The organism is Sorangiineae bacterium MSr12523 (assembly GCA_037157775.1).
Classification (GTDB): Bacteria; Myxococcota_A; Polyangia; order Polyangiales; family Polyangiaceae; genus Pendulispora; species Pendulispora brunnea.
This window is the reverse complement of the sequence record CP089982.1, coordinates 6,900,654-6,915,583: the sequence shown is the minus strand read 5'-3', so window position 1 is coordinate 6,915,583 and position 14,930 is coordinate 6,900,654. Positions and strand designations below refer to the sequence as shown.

Annotated in this window: 12 protein-coding genes, 1 tRNA gene and 1 pseudogene; 5 read left to right on the top strand and 9 right to left on the bottom strand. The window is 61.4% G+C overall.

All coding sequences use genetic code 11. The features are described 5' to 3' along the window. Positions 1 to 8: 8 nt before the first annotated feature. The gene (locus LZC95_26575) at positions 9 to 1,136 is read left to right on the top strand and encodes a NucA/NucB deoxyribonuclease domain-containing protein (GenBank protein WXA90053.1); all 1,128 of its coding nucleotides are present in this window, start codon (positions 9 to 11) and stop codon (positions 1,134 to 1,136) included. 239 nt (positions 1,137 to 1,375) lie between these two features. Here the strand turns inward: LZC95_26575 and LZC95_26570 are convergent, their stop codons facing one another. The 6 genes and pseudogenes from LZC95_26570 to LZC95_26545 all read right to left on the bottom strand — a co-directional run bounded on the left by LZC95_26570 (position 1,376) and on the right by LZC95_26545 (position 8,439). Continuing rightward, on the bottom strand, positions 1,376 to 1,858 hold the full coding sequence (locus tag LZC95_26570) for a hypothetical protein (protein ID WXA90052.1): 483 nt from the start codon (positions 1,856 to 1,858) through the stop codon (positions 1,376 to 1,378). 1,023 nt (positions 1,859 to 2,881) lie between these two features. After that, positions 2,882 to 3,043, bottom strand: coding sequence for a transposase domain-containing protein (locus tag LZC95_26565; GenBank protein ID WXB00227.1), 162 nt, complete (start codon positions 3,041 to 3,043; stop codon positions 2,882 to 2,884). Between the two features lie 69 nt (positions 3,044 to 3,112). Continuing rightward, a pseudogene (locus LZC95_26560) lies at positions 3,113 to 4,349 on the bottom strand (IS66 family transposase). Positions 4,350 to 4,569: 220 nt separating this feature from the next. Next, entirely contained in the window at positions 4,570 to 4,935 is a 366-nt protein-coding gene (gene tnpB, locus LZC95_26555; GenBank protein ID WXA90051.1) for an IS66 family insertion sequence element accessory protein TnpB, read from the bottom strand. A gap of 14 nt (positions 4,936 to 4,949) precedes the next feature. Further along, a complete protein-coding gene (locus LZC95_26550) occupies positions 4,950 to 5,279 on the bottom strand; it encodes a hypothetical protein (protein WXA90050.1) in 330 nt (109 codons plus the stop codon). Between the two features lie 340 nt (positions 5,280 to 5,619). Further along, entirely contained in the window at positions 5,620 to 8,439 is a 2,820-nt protein-coding gene (locus LZC95_26545; protein WXA90049.1) for a protein kinase, read from the bottom strand. 563 nt (positions 8,440 to 9,002) lie between these two features. On the opposite strand from LZC95_26545, the gene LZC95_26540 reads away from it, so the two are divergent. Further along, a complete protein-coding gene (locus LZC95_26540; GenBank protein WXA90048.1) occupies positions 9,003 to 9,320 on the top strand; it encodes an SUKH-3 domain-containing protein in 318 nt (105 codons plus the stop codon). A 1,123-nt stretch (positions 9,321 to 10,443) separates the two neighbouring features. On the opposite strand, the gene LZC95_26535 is transcribed toward LZC95_26540, so the two are convergent. From LZC95_26535 to LZC95_26525, 3 genes are all read right to left on the bottom strand, one after another. Then, positions 10,444 to 10,516: transfer RNA gene (locus LZC95_26535), tRNA-Asn, on the bottom strand. Between the two features lie 242 nt (positions 10,517 to 10,758). Continuing rightward, on the bottom strand, positions 10,759 to 11,220 hold the full coding sequence (locus LZC95_26530) for a VOC family protein (protein ID WXA90047.1): 462 nt from the start codon (positions 11,218 to 11,220) through the stop codon (positions 10,759 to 10,761). Further along, positions 11,217 to 11,597 carry a metalloregulator ArsR/SmtB family transcription factor gene (locus LZC95_26525; protein ID WXA90046.1) on the bottom strand — a complete coding sequence of 127 codons (381 nt, stop codon included), beginning with the start codon at positions 11,595 to 11,597 and terminating at the stop codon, positions 11,217 to 11,219. Before LZC95_26525 ends, LZC95_26530 begins: the two co-directional genes overlap by 4 nt. A 101-nt stretch (positions 11,598 to 11,698) precedes the next feature. On the opposite strand from LZC95_26525, the gene LZC95_26520 reads away from it, so the two are divergent. From LZC95_26520 to LZC95_26510, 3 genes are all read left to right on the top strand, one after another. Further along, positions 11,699 to 12,811 (top strand): hypothetical protein, encoded by a 1,113-nt coding sequence (locus LZC95_26520; protein WXA90045.1) that lies wholly within the window; start codon positions 11,699 to 11,701, stop codon positions 12,809 to 12,811. A gap of 120 nt (positions 12,812 to 12,931) precedes the next feature. After that, complete coding sequence (locus LZC95_26515) at positions 12,932 to 13,675, top strand: YkgJ family cysteine cluster protein (GenBank protein ID WXA90044.1); 744 nt, start codon at positions 12,932 to 12,934, stop codon at positions 13,673 to 13,675. A 113-nt stretch (positions 13,676 to 13,788) separates the two neighbouring features. Then, a complete protein-coding gene (locus LZC95_26510; GenBank protein ID WXA90043.1) occupies positions 13,789 to 14,925 on the top strand; it encodes a metallophosphoesterase in 1,137 nt (378 codons plus the stop codon). Positions 14,926 to 14,930: the final 5 nt, after the last annotated feature.

The window sequence follows — 14,930 nt, the reverse complement described above, 5'->3', positions numbered from 1 at the left end:
GGAGCCGCGTGTTGCCAGGCCCCGTAGGCCGCCACGAGAGAGGTTGTACCCGTCGTGAGGCGCACGAGCGCATTGCGGCCGAGGAGTACGCCGCCGATTCCGATGGCGAGCGTTTCAAGCTGCGCGGCCCGAACGGTGGACAATTGTTTGTCAAGTCGCGCGAGGACATGTCGGGAATCGCAAAAGTGTACAACTTTGAAGTAGCTGGTAGTCACTCATACTACGTCGGTGACGTACAGGCGCTCGTACACAACAATTGCGGCGGCGCGGCACTACCGGAGCTTGAGATCAGTGCGTCCGAGTATCCAAATCTTGCCGAGAATATATCTCATGCGCAGAACGCGGGACATTCCTCCGTGCTGACGCACGGAGGAAATAGAGTGGCTAATCGCAGCGCAGCGTTGGACGGGGTTCCGCAGATCCACGGCCTCAGCCGGGACGAGTATCCGTTCGCCTCGTCGAAGGAAGGAGGCCCCGGCTCATGGGTAGGTCACGTTCCCGCCCGTGAGCAGAATGCACAAGGGGGCGCTGATAAAGAACTTTGTGAAGGCAAACGGGCTTCAAGACGGGGACCAGTACAGAGTAAGAGTAACGCCATGACGTTGAGTACCCATAAGGATGAGATCGCCCTTTCGAGAAGGATGTATTTTTCATATAATCAGTTCATGATTTTCGATAGCGGCGAGAAGCAGCCTGGCTCAGATTGGACCGACGAACACGTACAACAAGGATTTATCCGGCGGGCGCATACCGTGTCTTTCGGGACTATTTGCGAGTTTGGAGACGCGGAACTCCGAGTATTTTGCCGCGCTTTCGAACATATTTCCAATTATGATCGAGCTATCGAGGTGCCGTTGCATGTCGTTAGCGGTCGAATATCCATCGAGGGGCCGGAGGAGGATGAACGGCCAGGCGTTGACCTCGCTGAGGGCCATTACAGGATTACCGTCGCACAGCGCCTTGTGAAGGAGGAACACGAAGAGATTGACGTGTTTATTGAGCCGGCGGCCGGCCCGGTGGAGAAGAGCAGGATTCTAATTGCGGACCACGGAATAGCGAAAAGAGAGAACCTTCTCGAGCAGGGAAGAGTTGCGGGGGGCGTGATGCTGTGTTGGGGGCCGCACGGTCACTGGTAAGGTCGTGTGGACCCCCCCCGCTGGCGTAGACACTTCAAGCAGTCTGTGCCTCTCTTTTTCATTGTATTAGTTCAGTTGCGCTTACGTAGTCGATCGACGAGTGTTTTCTTTCGTGTTTATAGAAGATATTGACACAGTCAGCGGTTGCGATGATCCCCGAGTCGGGTGGATGTGTAGCCGTTCGGCAATCCGCGTCCTGGCGGAGTCAGGCGAATGGCGGCAGGATCCGCACGGGGCTTTCAGGCGATGGCCCGTCTTGCTGACAAAAAGAAACAGCGCTCCGCTTCTCGGATCTTTTCCCAGTTCGTCTTTCGCCGCGGCAGCCAATCGATCAAAGGAGCGACGAAGATCAATCGGTTGTCGCCGCATCGATCGTCATTCGTGATGAGAACATCATCTACCTCCAACGGCGTCCAGCAGGCGACGGAGGGCTTTGGCATCGAAGTCGGGGGGCACGCGAAGCGAGTGCCAGTGGGCAAGCGCAGCTCGAACAGCGCGCTCTTCTCCGGCTTCGTCTCCTTCGATGTCACCACAATGGGCACGAACTTCGGCTTCGAAAGTTTTCGGGTCACGCCGAGCAAACGCCTCGTCCACGCCCAAAGCGATTGGATACTTAGCTGCTCCTGGCTCGCGAACTCGCGTACTATCAAACCGCTCGTCTTCCATTTCTCTACGTGGACCCGCCATCGGGCCTCGGCTTTTCCGGGTGTGCCATTGGCCATCGTCACCTCCGAATGCACCCTAGCTCTCGACGCTCCCGAGACCACGTGGATTACCGAACGGCTACCGTCAAAGATGGAAGACCTCGGCCTGGCGGCGAGCGCGCGCTCTTACCAGTGCTCGAGCAATCTCGGTCCGTGCACGTGCCGAGACGCTCGTGGCTGTCAGGCGAGAGTGCCGCCTCCCCGTCCGTATCGCGAAGAGCTCTGCGAGCTGGGCACGGAGACGTTGAAGCGTTCGCAATGCTTTTGGTTCACGGCCTCGACGTCCGTCGTCCGCAAGGGAGTCGCGAACCGATCGACATCCGTTCGATCGGGAATAAACGCCGTGCATGGGGCGGCACATCATTCGTCGTGCCCTCGTCGTCGGCTCGCAATCTGGATCCCCGTCGGCGGTGCGAGGTCGGGGTCGAGTCCGCGAGGACTTCGTCCGGGCCTTCGCCGCAAGCTGCTCGCGCGCTGGCAGGTCGAGGGGCAGGGGGTTGACCACGCTTAATAAGGGATTCCCGTGCGGAGCTGTCGATGACGTGACTTCACCTCCGCGGTGTATCGGAGCGGGGTCGCCCAGATCATCCGATCACCGACAAAGCTCCGCGCGGGTCGAGTTCTCGAGTCGCTACAAACGGGCGCCCGGACTACGTGGTCAGGAGAGCTAAGTGCGCGGATTCATTTCGGAGCTTTGTTGTGGCGGTTTGAGTTAACCTGCGTATTCCGACGTGACCCGGGGGTCGATTCCAACGGCGTCCGGGGGCGCGTTCCAACGTGACCCGGGGACCGATTCCTGAGCACACGGGGATCGATTCCAAGGGGACCCGGGGACGGATTCCTCGCCACCCGGGGGCCGATTCCTGGGCATCCGGGGACAGATTCCTGGGCACCCGGGGGCGGATTCCAAAGGGGGCGGTCGCCCCCGGTGTAGCCGTTCGGTAATCCGCGTCCTCGCGGAGCGAGGCGAATGGCGGCAGGATCACGTGCGTGGCAGGAGTTCGAGCGAGACCCCAGTCGTCTGACAGGCGTGGGCGCGCTTCACGGAGCGTTGAGGTTCTGCAGCTTCTCTTTCCAGGTTTTGGGACTGAGCGCGAGGACGTCGTGGGCGGCGTGCGAGTCGATGCGGACGAGCACGTCGCGCAAGTAATTGAAGGGGTTGACGCCGTGCAGCTTGCAGGTGGCGAGCAAGGAGTACAGCACGCATCCCCGCTCGGCTCCGTCCTCACTGCCGGCAAAGAGCCAGTTCTTGCGGCCGACCGCGACCCGGCGGAGTTGTCTCTCGGCGACGTTGTTGTCGAGTCGAAGTCGCGCGTCCTCGACGAAGCGCCTGAGCGCAGACCATTGGTTGCGGGCGTAGCCGATGGCGTCGGCGATAGGCGCCTTCGGAAGCACGACAAGGGCTTCGGCATCGAGCCACACCTTGAAAGCTTCGAGTACCGGGCATGCAGAGCCGCGCGCGCTCAGCGGTCCGCCGACTTGGCGCCAGTTTCATGGCCGCGCGGTCGGCCTCGTACAGCTTTTTGATGAAGCCCAATCCGATCAGAGCCCGATCTCGATCGGTGGCTTGCGCTTCGAAGAAGCGACGCCGGGAGTGCGCCCAGCATCCCACTTCCTTTGCTGCCGCCCCTTCGGTATCATCCCCGAAGAGGCGATCGTAGAGATTGGCGGCATCCGCCTGGATATACCCCGTATATCCTTTGAGGAATTCGCGAGGCCCGTCGCTCTTCCGGCGCGACGTGTAGCGGAAGACGACGAATTCGTCGTCGGCCACGTATACCCAGACATGACCCTTGTGCGTAGAGCCTTTGGCTTGCACGGGAATTCCAGTGTCGTCGGTATGGATTCGGTGCGCACCGAGGGCCGCTTTGGCCATCGCGTCCGTGATGGGCCGGAGCAGATCAGCGGCTTGTTCGATCCAATCACACATCGTCGAGCGTGCAATGTGCACGCCCTGTCGCTCGAAACCTTCTTCGAGTCGATTCAACGGCATGTGATCCGCATATTTGCTGACCACCACGTGCGCGAGAAGACCGGGCCCAGCAAGCCCCTTCTTGATCGGTGTCGCGGTCGCCGTAGGCGACCCTATCACGATCTGACCGCCTTCGCGCGCGCAGTCGGGAGCATATTTGATTCGTGCAGTCTGCACGCGCACCAGCGACGCCGGGCGCCAGTCGTAATGTTCGCTCGTCTCCTCACCAATCTTGACCTTTGCCTTCCCGCAGCACGGGCATCGACGCAAATCGTCGGACGGCTCCCATTCGATGCGCTCGAAGGGCAAGTGCTCGGGGGGCCTTTTGCGCCCATGTCGCGCATTGGACTTCAAATCGCGCCCCGGGTGTTCCAGGGGCTGCTCACCGTTCTCCTCATCGGCGATGGCGTGCGCGAGCTCGGGTGGCACAATCAGTTTCGCCACTTCTGCAAAGGCAAGTTGCACCTGGGTCGCGTCGACCCGCTCGGGCTTGTTCTGCGCCCTGAGGTGTCGTTTGACGCGCTCGAGCTCGAGCATCACGAGCTCACAGAGCTTCTTGTACTCGTCACGTTCGCGAGCGGCGCGCTCCCGCTCCGCGCGTTCGCGACCGAGCGCCGCGCTGAAGTCCGCGAGCTTTTCGCGCTCCCGATCGAGCGCCGCACTGAAATCGGCGAGCTTCGATTCGAGCTCATCGAGGCGCGTACGCTCGTTCACGAGCCAATGTCTTAATCCATCGCCACTCCGATGGAAAGCGGGGTTACGGTACCGGCGGCGAAATTTCCGACGCGCGTGCCCGGTGACGGGTTCCGATGGTGCCCTTAGCCGCTGGGAGATCGAGTCCTGCAAGGATCTTCGTGAACTCCGCAGCATCGATCTCGATGCTCGGATCGCCCGGACGAATCGCGCTCGGAAACCGAAAAACGCCACGTTCCAGGCGCTTGTACATCAAACAGTATCCGGTGCGATCCCACCACAGTGCTTTCAGGCGATCGCCCGCCTTGTTGACGAAAAGAAACAGCGCGCCGCTTCTCGGATCTTTTCCCATCTCGTCTTTCGCCGCGGCAGCCAATCGATCAAAAGAACGACGAAGATCAATCGGTGTTGTGGCCGCATAGATCGTCATTCGTGATGAGAACATCATCCACCTCCAACAGCGTCCAGCAGGCGACGGAGCGCTTTGGCATCGAAGTGGGCTGGTACGCGAAGCGTGTGTCCCGTGCGCAAGATCAGCTCGAACGGCGCACTCTTGTCCGCCTTCGTCTCCTTCGATGTCACCACAATGGGCACGAACTTCGGCTTCGAAACTGGCCGGGTCACGCCGAGCAAACGCCCCTTCCACGCCCAAAGCGACTGGACACTTAGCCGCTCCTGGCTGGCGAACTCGCGTACCGTCAGACCGCTCGTCTTCCACTTCTCTACGTGGACCCGCCATCGGGCCTCGGCTTTTCCGGGTGCGCCTTGGGGCATCGTCACCTCCGAATGCACCCTAGCTCTCGACGGCCCCTCCCGCGAGCACGTGGATTGCCGAACGGTTACCCATGATCAACACGCGCGCTATTGGGCTGCCTCCTGGGGTAGCGCAAACCACGCTCGAACTCTATTATCCTTTATCGCCTACGTTGGCGGTTCTCTTCGCATTCGACGGTCGTTCTACGGAACGTAGAACGGCGACCGACTTAGAAGTGGCTATGTACAACGCTATGATACAGGCGCGCTCATATACTCAACTTTACGCTTCGGGCAAAGAGGATCTCATGCCCTTCGTTGACCAGGAAAACTCCAACCGTTGCGTCATGTTTCGCTCTTTCTAAAGTTGATGCGATGAGGGGTTGCAGCTTAATCGGTTTAATCGCTCCGTCGCGCTTCGCACGGTCTTGCTTCTATGGTTTGGCCATTTTGTTATGACTTGGCGATATGCATTGCAAGCGAGGTCCCTTTTGTGGAGCGACTCCAGGGTTTGTCCGAGCAGGTAGTTGGCTCGCAGGGAGACTAGCGGGCTCTCGGTCGCGCACATCTTGGTGGCGCGCTCTAAGTGCGGCAGAGCTCTGGCCATGTCCCCACCCGTAGCAAAAGTCTCTCCGATGGTCGCTTCGCAGTGATTATCGCAAGCATACGGGTCGAAGAAGGAGTGTTCGTCGGAAATTTCGTTAATAGCCTCGGTTGCCATACGCGGAGTCACTGCGAGCTCAGCATAAAAGTTGAACCACCTACGAGCCTGCGAGGCGTAGACGCCGCTGGCGTCCGTTGTGAGCCAGTCGGTTCGAGTCTGGATTGCCTGCATTTCTGAAAGGGCGCCGGTGCGGAGCAGCATCCTCGTCGCCCTGACGCGAAAATCTATCCACGGGCTACTGGACCAGATTGCGTTGCGTTCAAGGTAGCGTCGCGTAAGAGCAGTCACTTCTGTTGCAGGGCTAATCTCATATTCGAGCTCGAGGCGTATGTTGGCCGGTGTTGCTCGGACGCGTGCGTCGGACGACGAGCTCGCGACCTTCTCCCAGTCATCCAAGCTGCGACGAGCCGCGTCGAAATCTCCAGTAAGAAGAGCAAGGGCGGTCGTGTCTTCGGCACGGGTGAGCGGTCGTTCGCTCTCGCGGGTTAGGGACCACTTCCGCTCAAGTGCCGTGCGGGCGCTCTCCAGCGAGCCCGTTTGCCCAAACACGGCGCTCGCGAGCCATCGATATGGTTTCGCGCTGTTCGGCCAAGCAGCAATCCACGTACGACTCGTTGCCTCTGCTTCGACGCACAGGCCGTCGTGCGCTTGCAGAACAGTGAGCCCAAGCAAGCACGAACCCGCCGTCGGAGATTTCGTCAAACATTCCGCGAACTCTTGGCGGGCCTCGCCTGTCCGCGACTGTGCTACTGCAATCCAGCCACGGGTGTTTGAGGCGAAAGCCGGACTATCCTCGGCGTCGTGGACGAGGGAGATGAGTTCCTCCACATCTTGTGGCCGGTCGAGGCGGGTGCGCAGGTCTGCGATCGATGACGCGAGGATGACGCGAGAGTTCGACTCGAATAGCTTCGTTAAACGTGCTTCCGTGTCTGCTATGTTCGAGGGCTCCTGCAGCAAAGGACCCAGCGCGTCGAGAATTAGGCGGTCGGATTCATCGAGAGATGCGCGATGGTCAAGAGCCTGTCGGTAGTGCAGGCGAGCAGGCCCGTCAATCCACGGCCGGACGAGGACGAAGTAGAGATGTGCTCGGGCAAAGGCCGGATCAGCAAGAGCTGCATCTGCAAATTGATCCCGTGCCTCTCGATGTGACATATCGAGCCAGAGCTGCATACCCGCGTTGAAGGCTGAGAGTGCAGCCGGCTTTGGCAGCGTGGATTCCGGTGTGTTCGCATCTGTCACGGGTGCTTGGAACTTCGGCTTCAAGTCGCGCCCGTCGGCATGGCCCATGGTGAAGGGCGCGCTGTACGCGAGGGTAAGCGCTGCGCCAGCAACTGTCATGAGGACAGCAGTCGTGCCGGAAACTGACCATCGGCGCCCGTGTCGTTGGGAGGGCGATGCCGGCGAAGAATCGGGTGGCATTGCCGGGCTACTCCGCGGCAACGCATGAGCAGCATTGCTCGTGCCCCTCGTCCTTTGCGCGGTCGGTGGCGAATCCAAGCCGTCGATCGATAGATCGCGGGCGCCGGCGCGCTCGGGAGATTCAGTTTCCCACGCGCAAGCATCTTGCGCTGTCGGCAAGAGTTCGTCCGCGATCTCGGAGCGAATTCTTGCCGCAACGGAAGCTAGCGGTTTCCCAAGGACCTCGTCGAAAACTGCGTTCAACGCCTGGCGCATTTCGCGGGCCGACGGCCATCGGTCTGCGGGATTTGTGGCAAGCGCCTTATCGACGAAATCAATAATCTGTATCGGCAGGCCCGGAGCCACCTGACCAAGAGATCGTGCAGGTTGCGTTGCGGCGGCGACGAGGAGCGCGGCGCCGTTCTCCCCCTGGTGTACGAACTGGCCTGATAGCAAGGTGAAGATCGTGGCACCAACTGCCCAGCAGTCACTTGGCGGTCCAATAAAGTCACCATTATTGAGCGCTTGTTCGGGCGGCATGAACGCGGGAGTACCGAACATCCGTCCGGTTACGGTGGCACTTCCGTCCGTCTGTGTTCGTCGTGCGATCCCAAAATCAAGGACGCGGATATCTCCCCGAACGGTGATGAAGAGATTCTCCGGTTTGATGTCGCGATGGACGATGCCTTTGGCGTGTGCGCTCGCTAGCACGTCCAACGTGTCGGATATGAGTACGCCAACCTCGGCGAGAGGAAGGTGCCTATTGGCGCGCTCCCAACGGGCTCGAAGCGTTTCGCCTTCGAGGAGGGGCATGACTAGGAAGGGGCAACCTTCTTCGTCCACATCGTCGTCGAGTACGGGGACAGCGCCTGGATGGTCCACTTGATTGGCGATGTACGCCTCGCGATCAAATAGGTGGCGAACGTCGGAGTCTTGGGAGTCGCGCTCCAGGAGAAATTTCACAGCAACGCGATGACCGTTGCGGTGCGAGCCGGCGTACACCGCGGCCATCCCACCAACACCAATGAGGCGCTGGATCCGATATTTGTCCCGCACAGTGCTCCCCACACGGGCGAGAAGTTGCTCGGATGCTGGCTGGCGCGTGATCGGTGCTGCCATCAAGAAATCCCCGAACGTCGCAGATGGTCGTGTACCCCGATGGACTTTGTCAAGCTACGCCTAGTCCGGCCAAACTCGCGACGTCGCGAATAACGACACGTGAGCCCCGCGTCGAAGGAACAACTGTCGAACCCGGCAAGAACCACAGCCCCGTGAGCATTGGCGGGCGTGGTATTCAACCCCCCGCGGACGGCAACACCAATATTCAACTGATCGTGATCGGCGGAGAAGATGCTGGCTCCCAGCTCGATGTCGACGGCGGTATCGAGCTCGTGGGACGAGCGCGTGACGCTCAACTCTCTCTTTGGGACGTCAGCGCTTCCCGACATCACTTTCACGTTCAGGCAACTGCGCAAGGTGTGTACGGGCAGGTGTGTGGCGACGTGTCGCGTTAGTGACAGGTGGCAAGAAAGCTCTCTGCCGGAGAGGTGAGAATTGGCGAATCCCGTCTTGTAGGTAGGACAGTGCTTCGTATCGTACAAGTGCGAGAAAAGCCGGAGCAAAGTTTCAAGGTGATGTTCAGGCGATTGCGGAGGCAGATCGACTCCCCAGGTGGCTTCGCAATGAGCAATGCCGCGTACAAGGCGCTCGCCGAATTCGGGGGGCTGAAGATGGATATCAGCGGCCCTGGCGTTGACTTTGCGAAAGGCTCATTTCAACTAGACCCCACGCTCGCTCTGGGGGAAGAAGATCGGTTTGGGACTTATGAGAATCGCTCACGTCGTCTTTATCCGCTTGGGGAAGCATATGGCGGAAACCCCTTCCTTGGCATAGACGAACAGGGATGTGTATTCGTCCTTATGGACGAAGCGAGCCGAATCGGGCGCTCAATCGAGGAAGCACTGGAAGGCCTCCTTCTCGGCCGTAAGATGTGCGATTGATTCCCGTAGGAGCAACTTGGCCACGCAGGAAGGTACCGCCGTTCTCGGGTTTTACACGAACGTCTACTCTAGGTACCCCCGAGGCCCCCGGTAATCCTGGAATACGCAACCTGTCGGCTCGGCGGCTGTACGCGTCGAGATGGTACCTGTACCCGCCCATCCAAACTGACCACCCACGGCAAATCGAGCCTCCAAGAGAGGCGGGGCGCCGGCGCGCGTCTGCGAGGTAGGGCCAGTCAGGCGCGCCGACGGGGCCCGCCGCCGGTGTCAGCCTTGCAGGCCCAATCACGGCTGCGCAGGCGCCGACGGCGGCTCAATGGCTGCTGAGCAGCATGCCGGCCTGCACGAGCGACGTGCCCGGTCTGCGATAGCCTTCGACAGGCGAGAGTGGAGCCGCAAGGACATCCAAGTATTTGGTGCTGTAATTTTACGTCATCGAAGCTGTGGCTGTCCGCAAAGGAAACAGGTTTATGGGACGTCCCGCGACGGGGAAATGCCGGTCTGCAGGTGTGACCGGGACCATCGAGAGCGGAGCAGTCGACTTCGTCTGCGACCCGCCTCGGTGGCGCATGCCGACGTCGGGTTCTGAGTTCGAGATGACCATTCACACCCCGCGGCTTTGCACCCAGCCGCGGTGTGCGCCCGTCGATTGACTCGCACGACGCCGTCGGTGATCACGTCATCCTACTGTCGCGACGAGGAGCGCCCCGAGCTCCCGCCTTTCACGCAGAGCGTCTCTTCCAGGCCGGCCGCGTCCAAGCCAGGCCCCACAAGGCGGAACAAAGCTCCGCCGCCCATTCCGGTTCTTTATCGGTCGCGAAGAGCACCCCGAACGCGCGGTCAAAGAAGGGTAAGTCCGCGGATTCATTTTGGTGCTCGCTTGCGGAGGGTTGAGTTGAACCGGTTAACTCGCTGAGTTAAACGAGCTTCGTTTCGCTTCGACCGGAGGCCTGATCTGAAGCTCCGCAATCGGTCGTTGCGACCGACTCCCACCAACGGCAACCACCGTCGAGAATTCTATCTTCGAGGGTGACACTCACTCGAAGCCCTTTTCCCGCCGGATCACGAGGACCCGCCTCTTCACCAGCGGGTCACCTTCATGTTCTCGAACGGTCGCAAATAGCTCCGGCTGTAGGACTCGAACCTACGACCCGGCGGTTAACAGCCGCCTGCTCTACCAACTGAGCTAAGCCGGAATTGAGGAGAAGCAATATAGACCCACGGAGCGTCCGTCAAGCTAACGCGACGCGTTCGTGACGAATTTTTTAGAACGGGGTCTCGGGCGCTTATGCAAGGGCAGGGGAGGAGAGGCGGTTTCGCCGGGAAATTCTCTTGAAATAGGGCGCGGTGCACGTTGAGCTCGGGTTCGCGCTTGCGATACGAGATGGTGTCGTGCGGACCTCCGCCGTGTGGGCCGGGACCGTCGCAAGCGCGCGCGTCACGTGTAGAGCGTGCCCTCTTTGACGAAGCACAGGTCGTTGCCCCATGGGTCGACCACGTAGAATGAGCGCTCGCCCCACGGGCGCTGGACGGGGTCGCCTGCCGGTTGGCCGTGTACTTTGTATGGCGCGAGGGCGTTCAACGCGGTGGCGCGTGCGTGGACGGCTTCGAGATCGCGCACGGCCATGTACAGGGATTTGGGGCCCGGTGTCGGTGGCAATCCGCCGGCGCTGACGTCGAGTAGGGCCAAGATGACGCCGCCGCAGTCGTAATAGTGGCGCGAGCCTTGATGGCGCTTGCCCTCTTGGCCGAGGAGCTCGGTGTAGAAGCGGGCGGCTTCGTCGATGTTTGCGACTTCGAGGGTCACGCGGAAAATCTTGGGGACGTCGTCGTGTGTGCCCTCCGCCTTCGTCGCCCTCGTCCCCGTTGCTTCCGTCGTCTCCGTTCCCTTGGTGCTCATGGTTCTCTCCTCACTTTCCCTTGGCTGCCACTGCGGCGCAGTCCTCCGGTCGACTTTGGCCCGGACGATGTCCATGTCTTTTCGGGGCCAGTTGGCTCCAAATGTCCTAGCCACGCTTCGACGATGCCGCGTACGCGGTCTCGGTTGAGGCGGTAGAAGGCGCTGCGGCCTTCGCGGCGGACTTCCACGAGGCCGGCCTTCTCCAGGACGCCGAGGTGGCGCGTGGTCGTCGGCCAACTGTGCTGAAAGCGCGCGGCGAGGTAGCCCGAGGGGAGCTCGCCGCCGAGATGGCTCAGTAGGACCAGGATGTTGCGCCGGGACTCGTTGGCCAGTGCGGCGAAAACCGCCTCGGTGTCTGCGAGAGGGATGCGCGCCATGCCTCCTCAATAATTAGCTAGATACGTAATTGTTAGCAAGAATCGAAATTGTCGCTCGACCCGGGAATCCATCGCCGCGTTGCGCGTAGGATGTGCCGCCCATGCGCGCTTCTTCGCCGCTCCTCCTCGCCCTCGCCCTCGGGGCATGCGCATCCAATGCGCCGCCGCCCCCATCGTCCGCGCCGCTTGCCCCGCCCGTCGCATCGACCCCAGCGCCCGCCGCGCCCCAAGAGCAAGAACGCGCCCTGCGCCCGCTCCAGAACGCGACCTGCGTCATCCGCACCGAGAACGTCGCGCTCGTGGACCCCATCCCTCTCGCGTACGGCGGCAAGGAATTCGCAACGGTGCAGCACGCACGACGCATCGAGCTGCGTGCCGCCCATGATGCGGCCACGATGGAAGTCTCCACCGAGCACTTCGCGGCCGTCGGTGAAGTCCAGCTCGAGGACATCCTCATTGGACCTCGTTCCTCGTCCGCGCCCTCCGCCCGCTCCGCGCCCTCCGCGCCCGCGCCCTCCGCACCCCCAACCCGCACCCCCCAGCCCCATGACGAATGGCTCACCATCTTCCGCGCCCGCGCGAAATCCATCTCGAACGACACCCTTGCCGTCGAGGTCACCCTGCCGAGCTTCGTCACGCCGGCCGCACCGCTCTCCGTCACGTACCCGTGCAACGAGCTCACGTTTCAGCCCGAAGTCGAACCCGTGTCGTACGACTTCCGCTACCTCAAACGCGGCACCAAGATTCCGCTCCGCAGTACCCCACGCGGCCCGGTCGTCGCCTGGCTCCTCTCTCCATCCGACGAGCCCCCCGAGCAAGTCGCTGAGCTCGAGCGTAAAGGCCGCGCCGTTCGCATCGCCATTCCCGATGCCGATGTCACCATTCAAGGCTGGGTAGACGCGTCGGCGCTCTCGTCGAAATTTGCCCCGGCCGCCGAATTGGTCGGCGCCCTCATCGCCAACCCCAGCAACCCCAATGCGGCCAGCACCGCCGTTCAATGCTCGGCCGATGTCCCGTTCTACGTTCGCGCCGACGCCTCGCCCGTGCGCGTTGGCACCCTTCGCGGCAGCACCATCATCCACCATGGTCCTGCGAACGAACGCGGTGAGGTCCCCATCGACCTAGGCCTCGATGCCGCAAGTCTCCCGCCCCCACTGCAACCGTTCATTCGCGCGGCGGCCATCGCGGGTTGCATCGAAGCGGCCGGCAGGTAACGGCGGGTCACCCTACGCCGCCGTCGATCAAAAAAACAAAAGCACGCCCGATGGTTCGCCGCACATCGCGCGCGGATCGTCTTTCATGGTATAGGCTCACGAGCTCGAAGCAGCGGCCGCATGAAAAACATACCTGGTGCCCGTTACCTTAATTTCCGTTGTACGGGGTGCGGCAATTGCTGCAAAGACCCGCTCCTGCCCCTCACGCAGGATGACATTCTTCGCATCATCGAGCGCACGGGCGACTCACCGGGCCATATTGCGCAGGTGGTCGACAAGCACGCCATCCACATGGATGACGAGCCCGAGGCGTTCGCGATGCTTCGCCAAGGCAAGCGCGTCCTGGTGCTTCGGCACGAGAAGGGGCGCTGCATCTACCTGGGCGACGACAATCGCTGCACCATCTACACGAGCCGCCCGTTGGGCTGCCGCATCTATCCGCTCGATCCGGACTTCAACAAGGAGAAGAAGCTCCGGCGTCTCACCTTGGTGAAGGCCACCGAGTGCCCGTACGAGATGGACGGCAGCGTCGATGTCGAGCCGCTCTACGATCTCCAGCAGCGCTATTGGAAGCAGCACGAGGACTACAACACCAAGGTTGCCGAGTGGAACCGCGTGCAGCGGCGTCGCCGTCGCGAAGGGCGCGCCGCGCAGACTGCGCGTGAGTTCTTCACTTTTCTAGGCCTGCCCGATTCGGAGCCGAGCAATGAACGCCGCGTGCCGAAGACAACGAAGAGTGCCGGCAGCAGCGCCGCCACGGCTTCCGTAGGTCCTGCGAATACGCGAAAAGCCAAAGGCCCTGCGAAGACACGCGCCACGAAGTCGCGAACGGTCGCAAAGCAGAAACGTCGCACCAGTCGGTAGAAAGCGAATTGCGTCGCCCCTTCGATTTACGACGCATTACGACGCAGAGCGGCGGTGAAAGTTACTGAGACTGCCATGCTCCCGTCACGGAAAATGGCTTATGACTAGCGGTCATGAGCGAACGACTTTCCGCTGGTTGGGGCATGTGGGAGCGCGCGGGGTTGGGGCTGTTGGCGGCGGCCGTGTGCACGGCGTCCGCTGTCTCCGCCTGTAGCGGCGAAGATCACTCGGTCAACAATGCGAATGGCGAAGGTAATTCCTCGCCGGGCGTGTACGAGCCTCCGTCGGAGCAGCCCGAGCCTGCGGCCGACAAGGACGAGGCCACCGACGAGGCCCCGCTGATCGCAGCGGCGGACACTCCGACGGATCCGAACTTCAAGGTCGCCTTCATTGGCGACACGGCATCGGGCGAGGACTTTCGCAGCGTTTTGCAGCTCGTAAAGCGCGAGGGCGCAAAGCTCGTGGTGGTGCAGGGCGATGTCACCTACGACGGCGAGACGCCGTCGGAATGGTTTTCCGCCGTCGACGGGGAGATCAACACGTCGACGACGACGATTCCGTATTTCGTCTCGAAGGGAAATCACGACACGGGCTGGAGCACGATCGGCTCGGGGCTCAAGAGCCGCATGGCCACGTGGAACATCCCCTCCGAAAACAACGACCCCACGAAGAAGAACTACTCGGTCGTCTACAAGGGCCTCAAAATCGTGATGGTCTCCGACTCGGAGACGAGCCCCAGCCGCGCGAGCTACGTCAAAGACCGCCTCGCGAACGATACGCACATCTGGAAGATCTGCAGCTGGCACAAGAACATGCGCGCCACCAACGTGGGCCCCAAGAACGACGAGATGGGCTGGACCATCTACGAGAATTGCCGCGCGCAAGGCGCCATCGTCGCGCAGGGGCACTCGCACACCTATTCGCGCAGCAAGACCGTTACGAACGATCAGAGCCAGACCATCGATTCGACGTGCAGCGATCCGTTCAATCTTTGCCTGGCGCCGGGGAAGCACTTCTTCTTCGACAGCAGCCTTGGCGGGCACGACATGCGGCCGCTCAACACGACGGTGGCGAGCAAGCCGTATTGGGCCTCGACGTACGTGAGCGGCTTCGGGGCCCTCTTCATCACGTTCTACGTCGACAACGATCCGCGCAAGGCGCGCGGCTACTTCAAGACGGTGGACAACGTCATCATCGACCCGCCGCCCTCGAGCGGCAAAACGAGCTTCACCATCACGCGCGCGCCCTAGTCTAG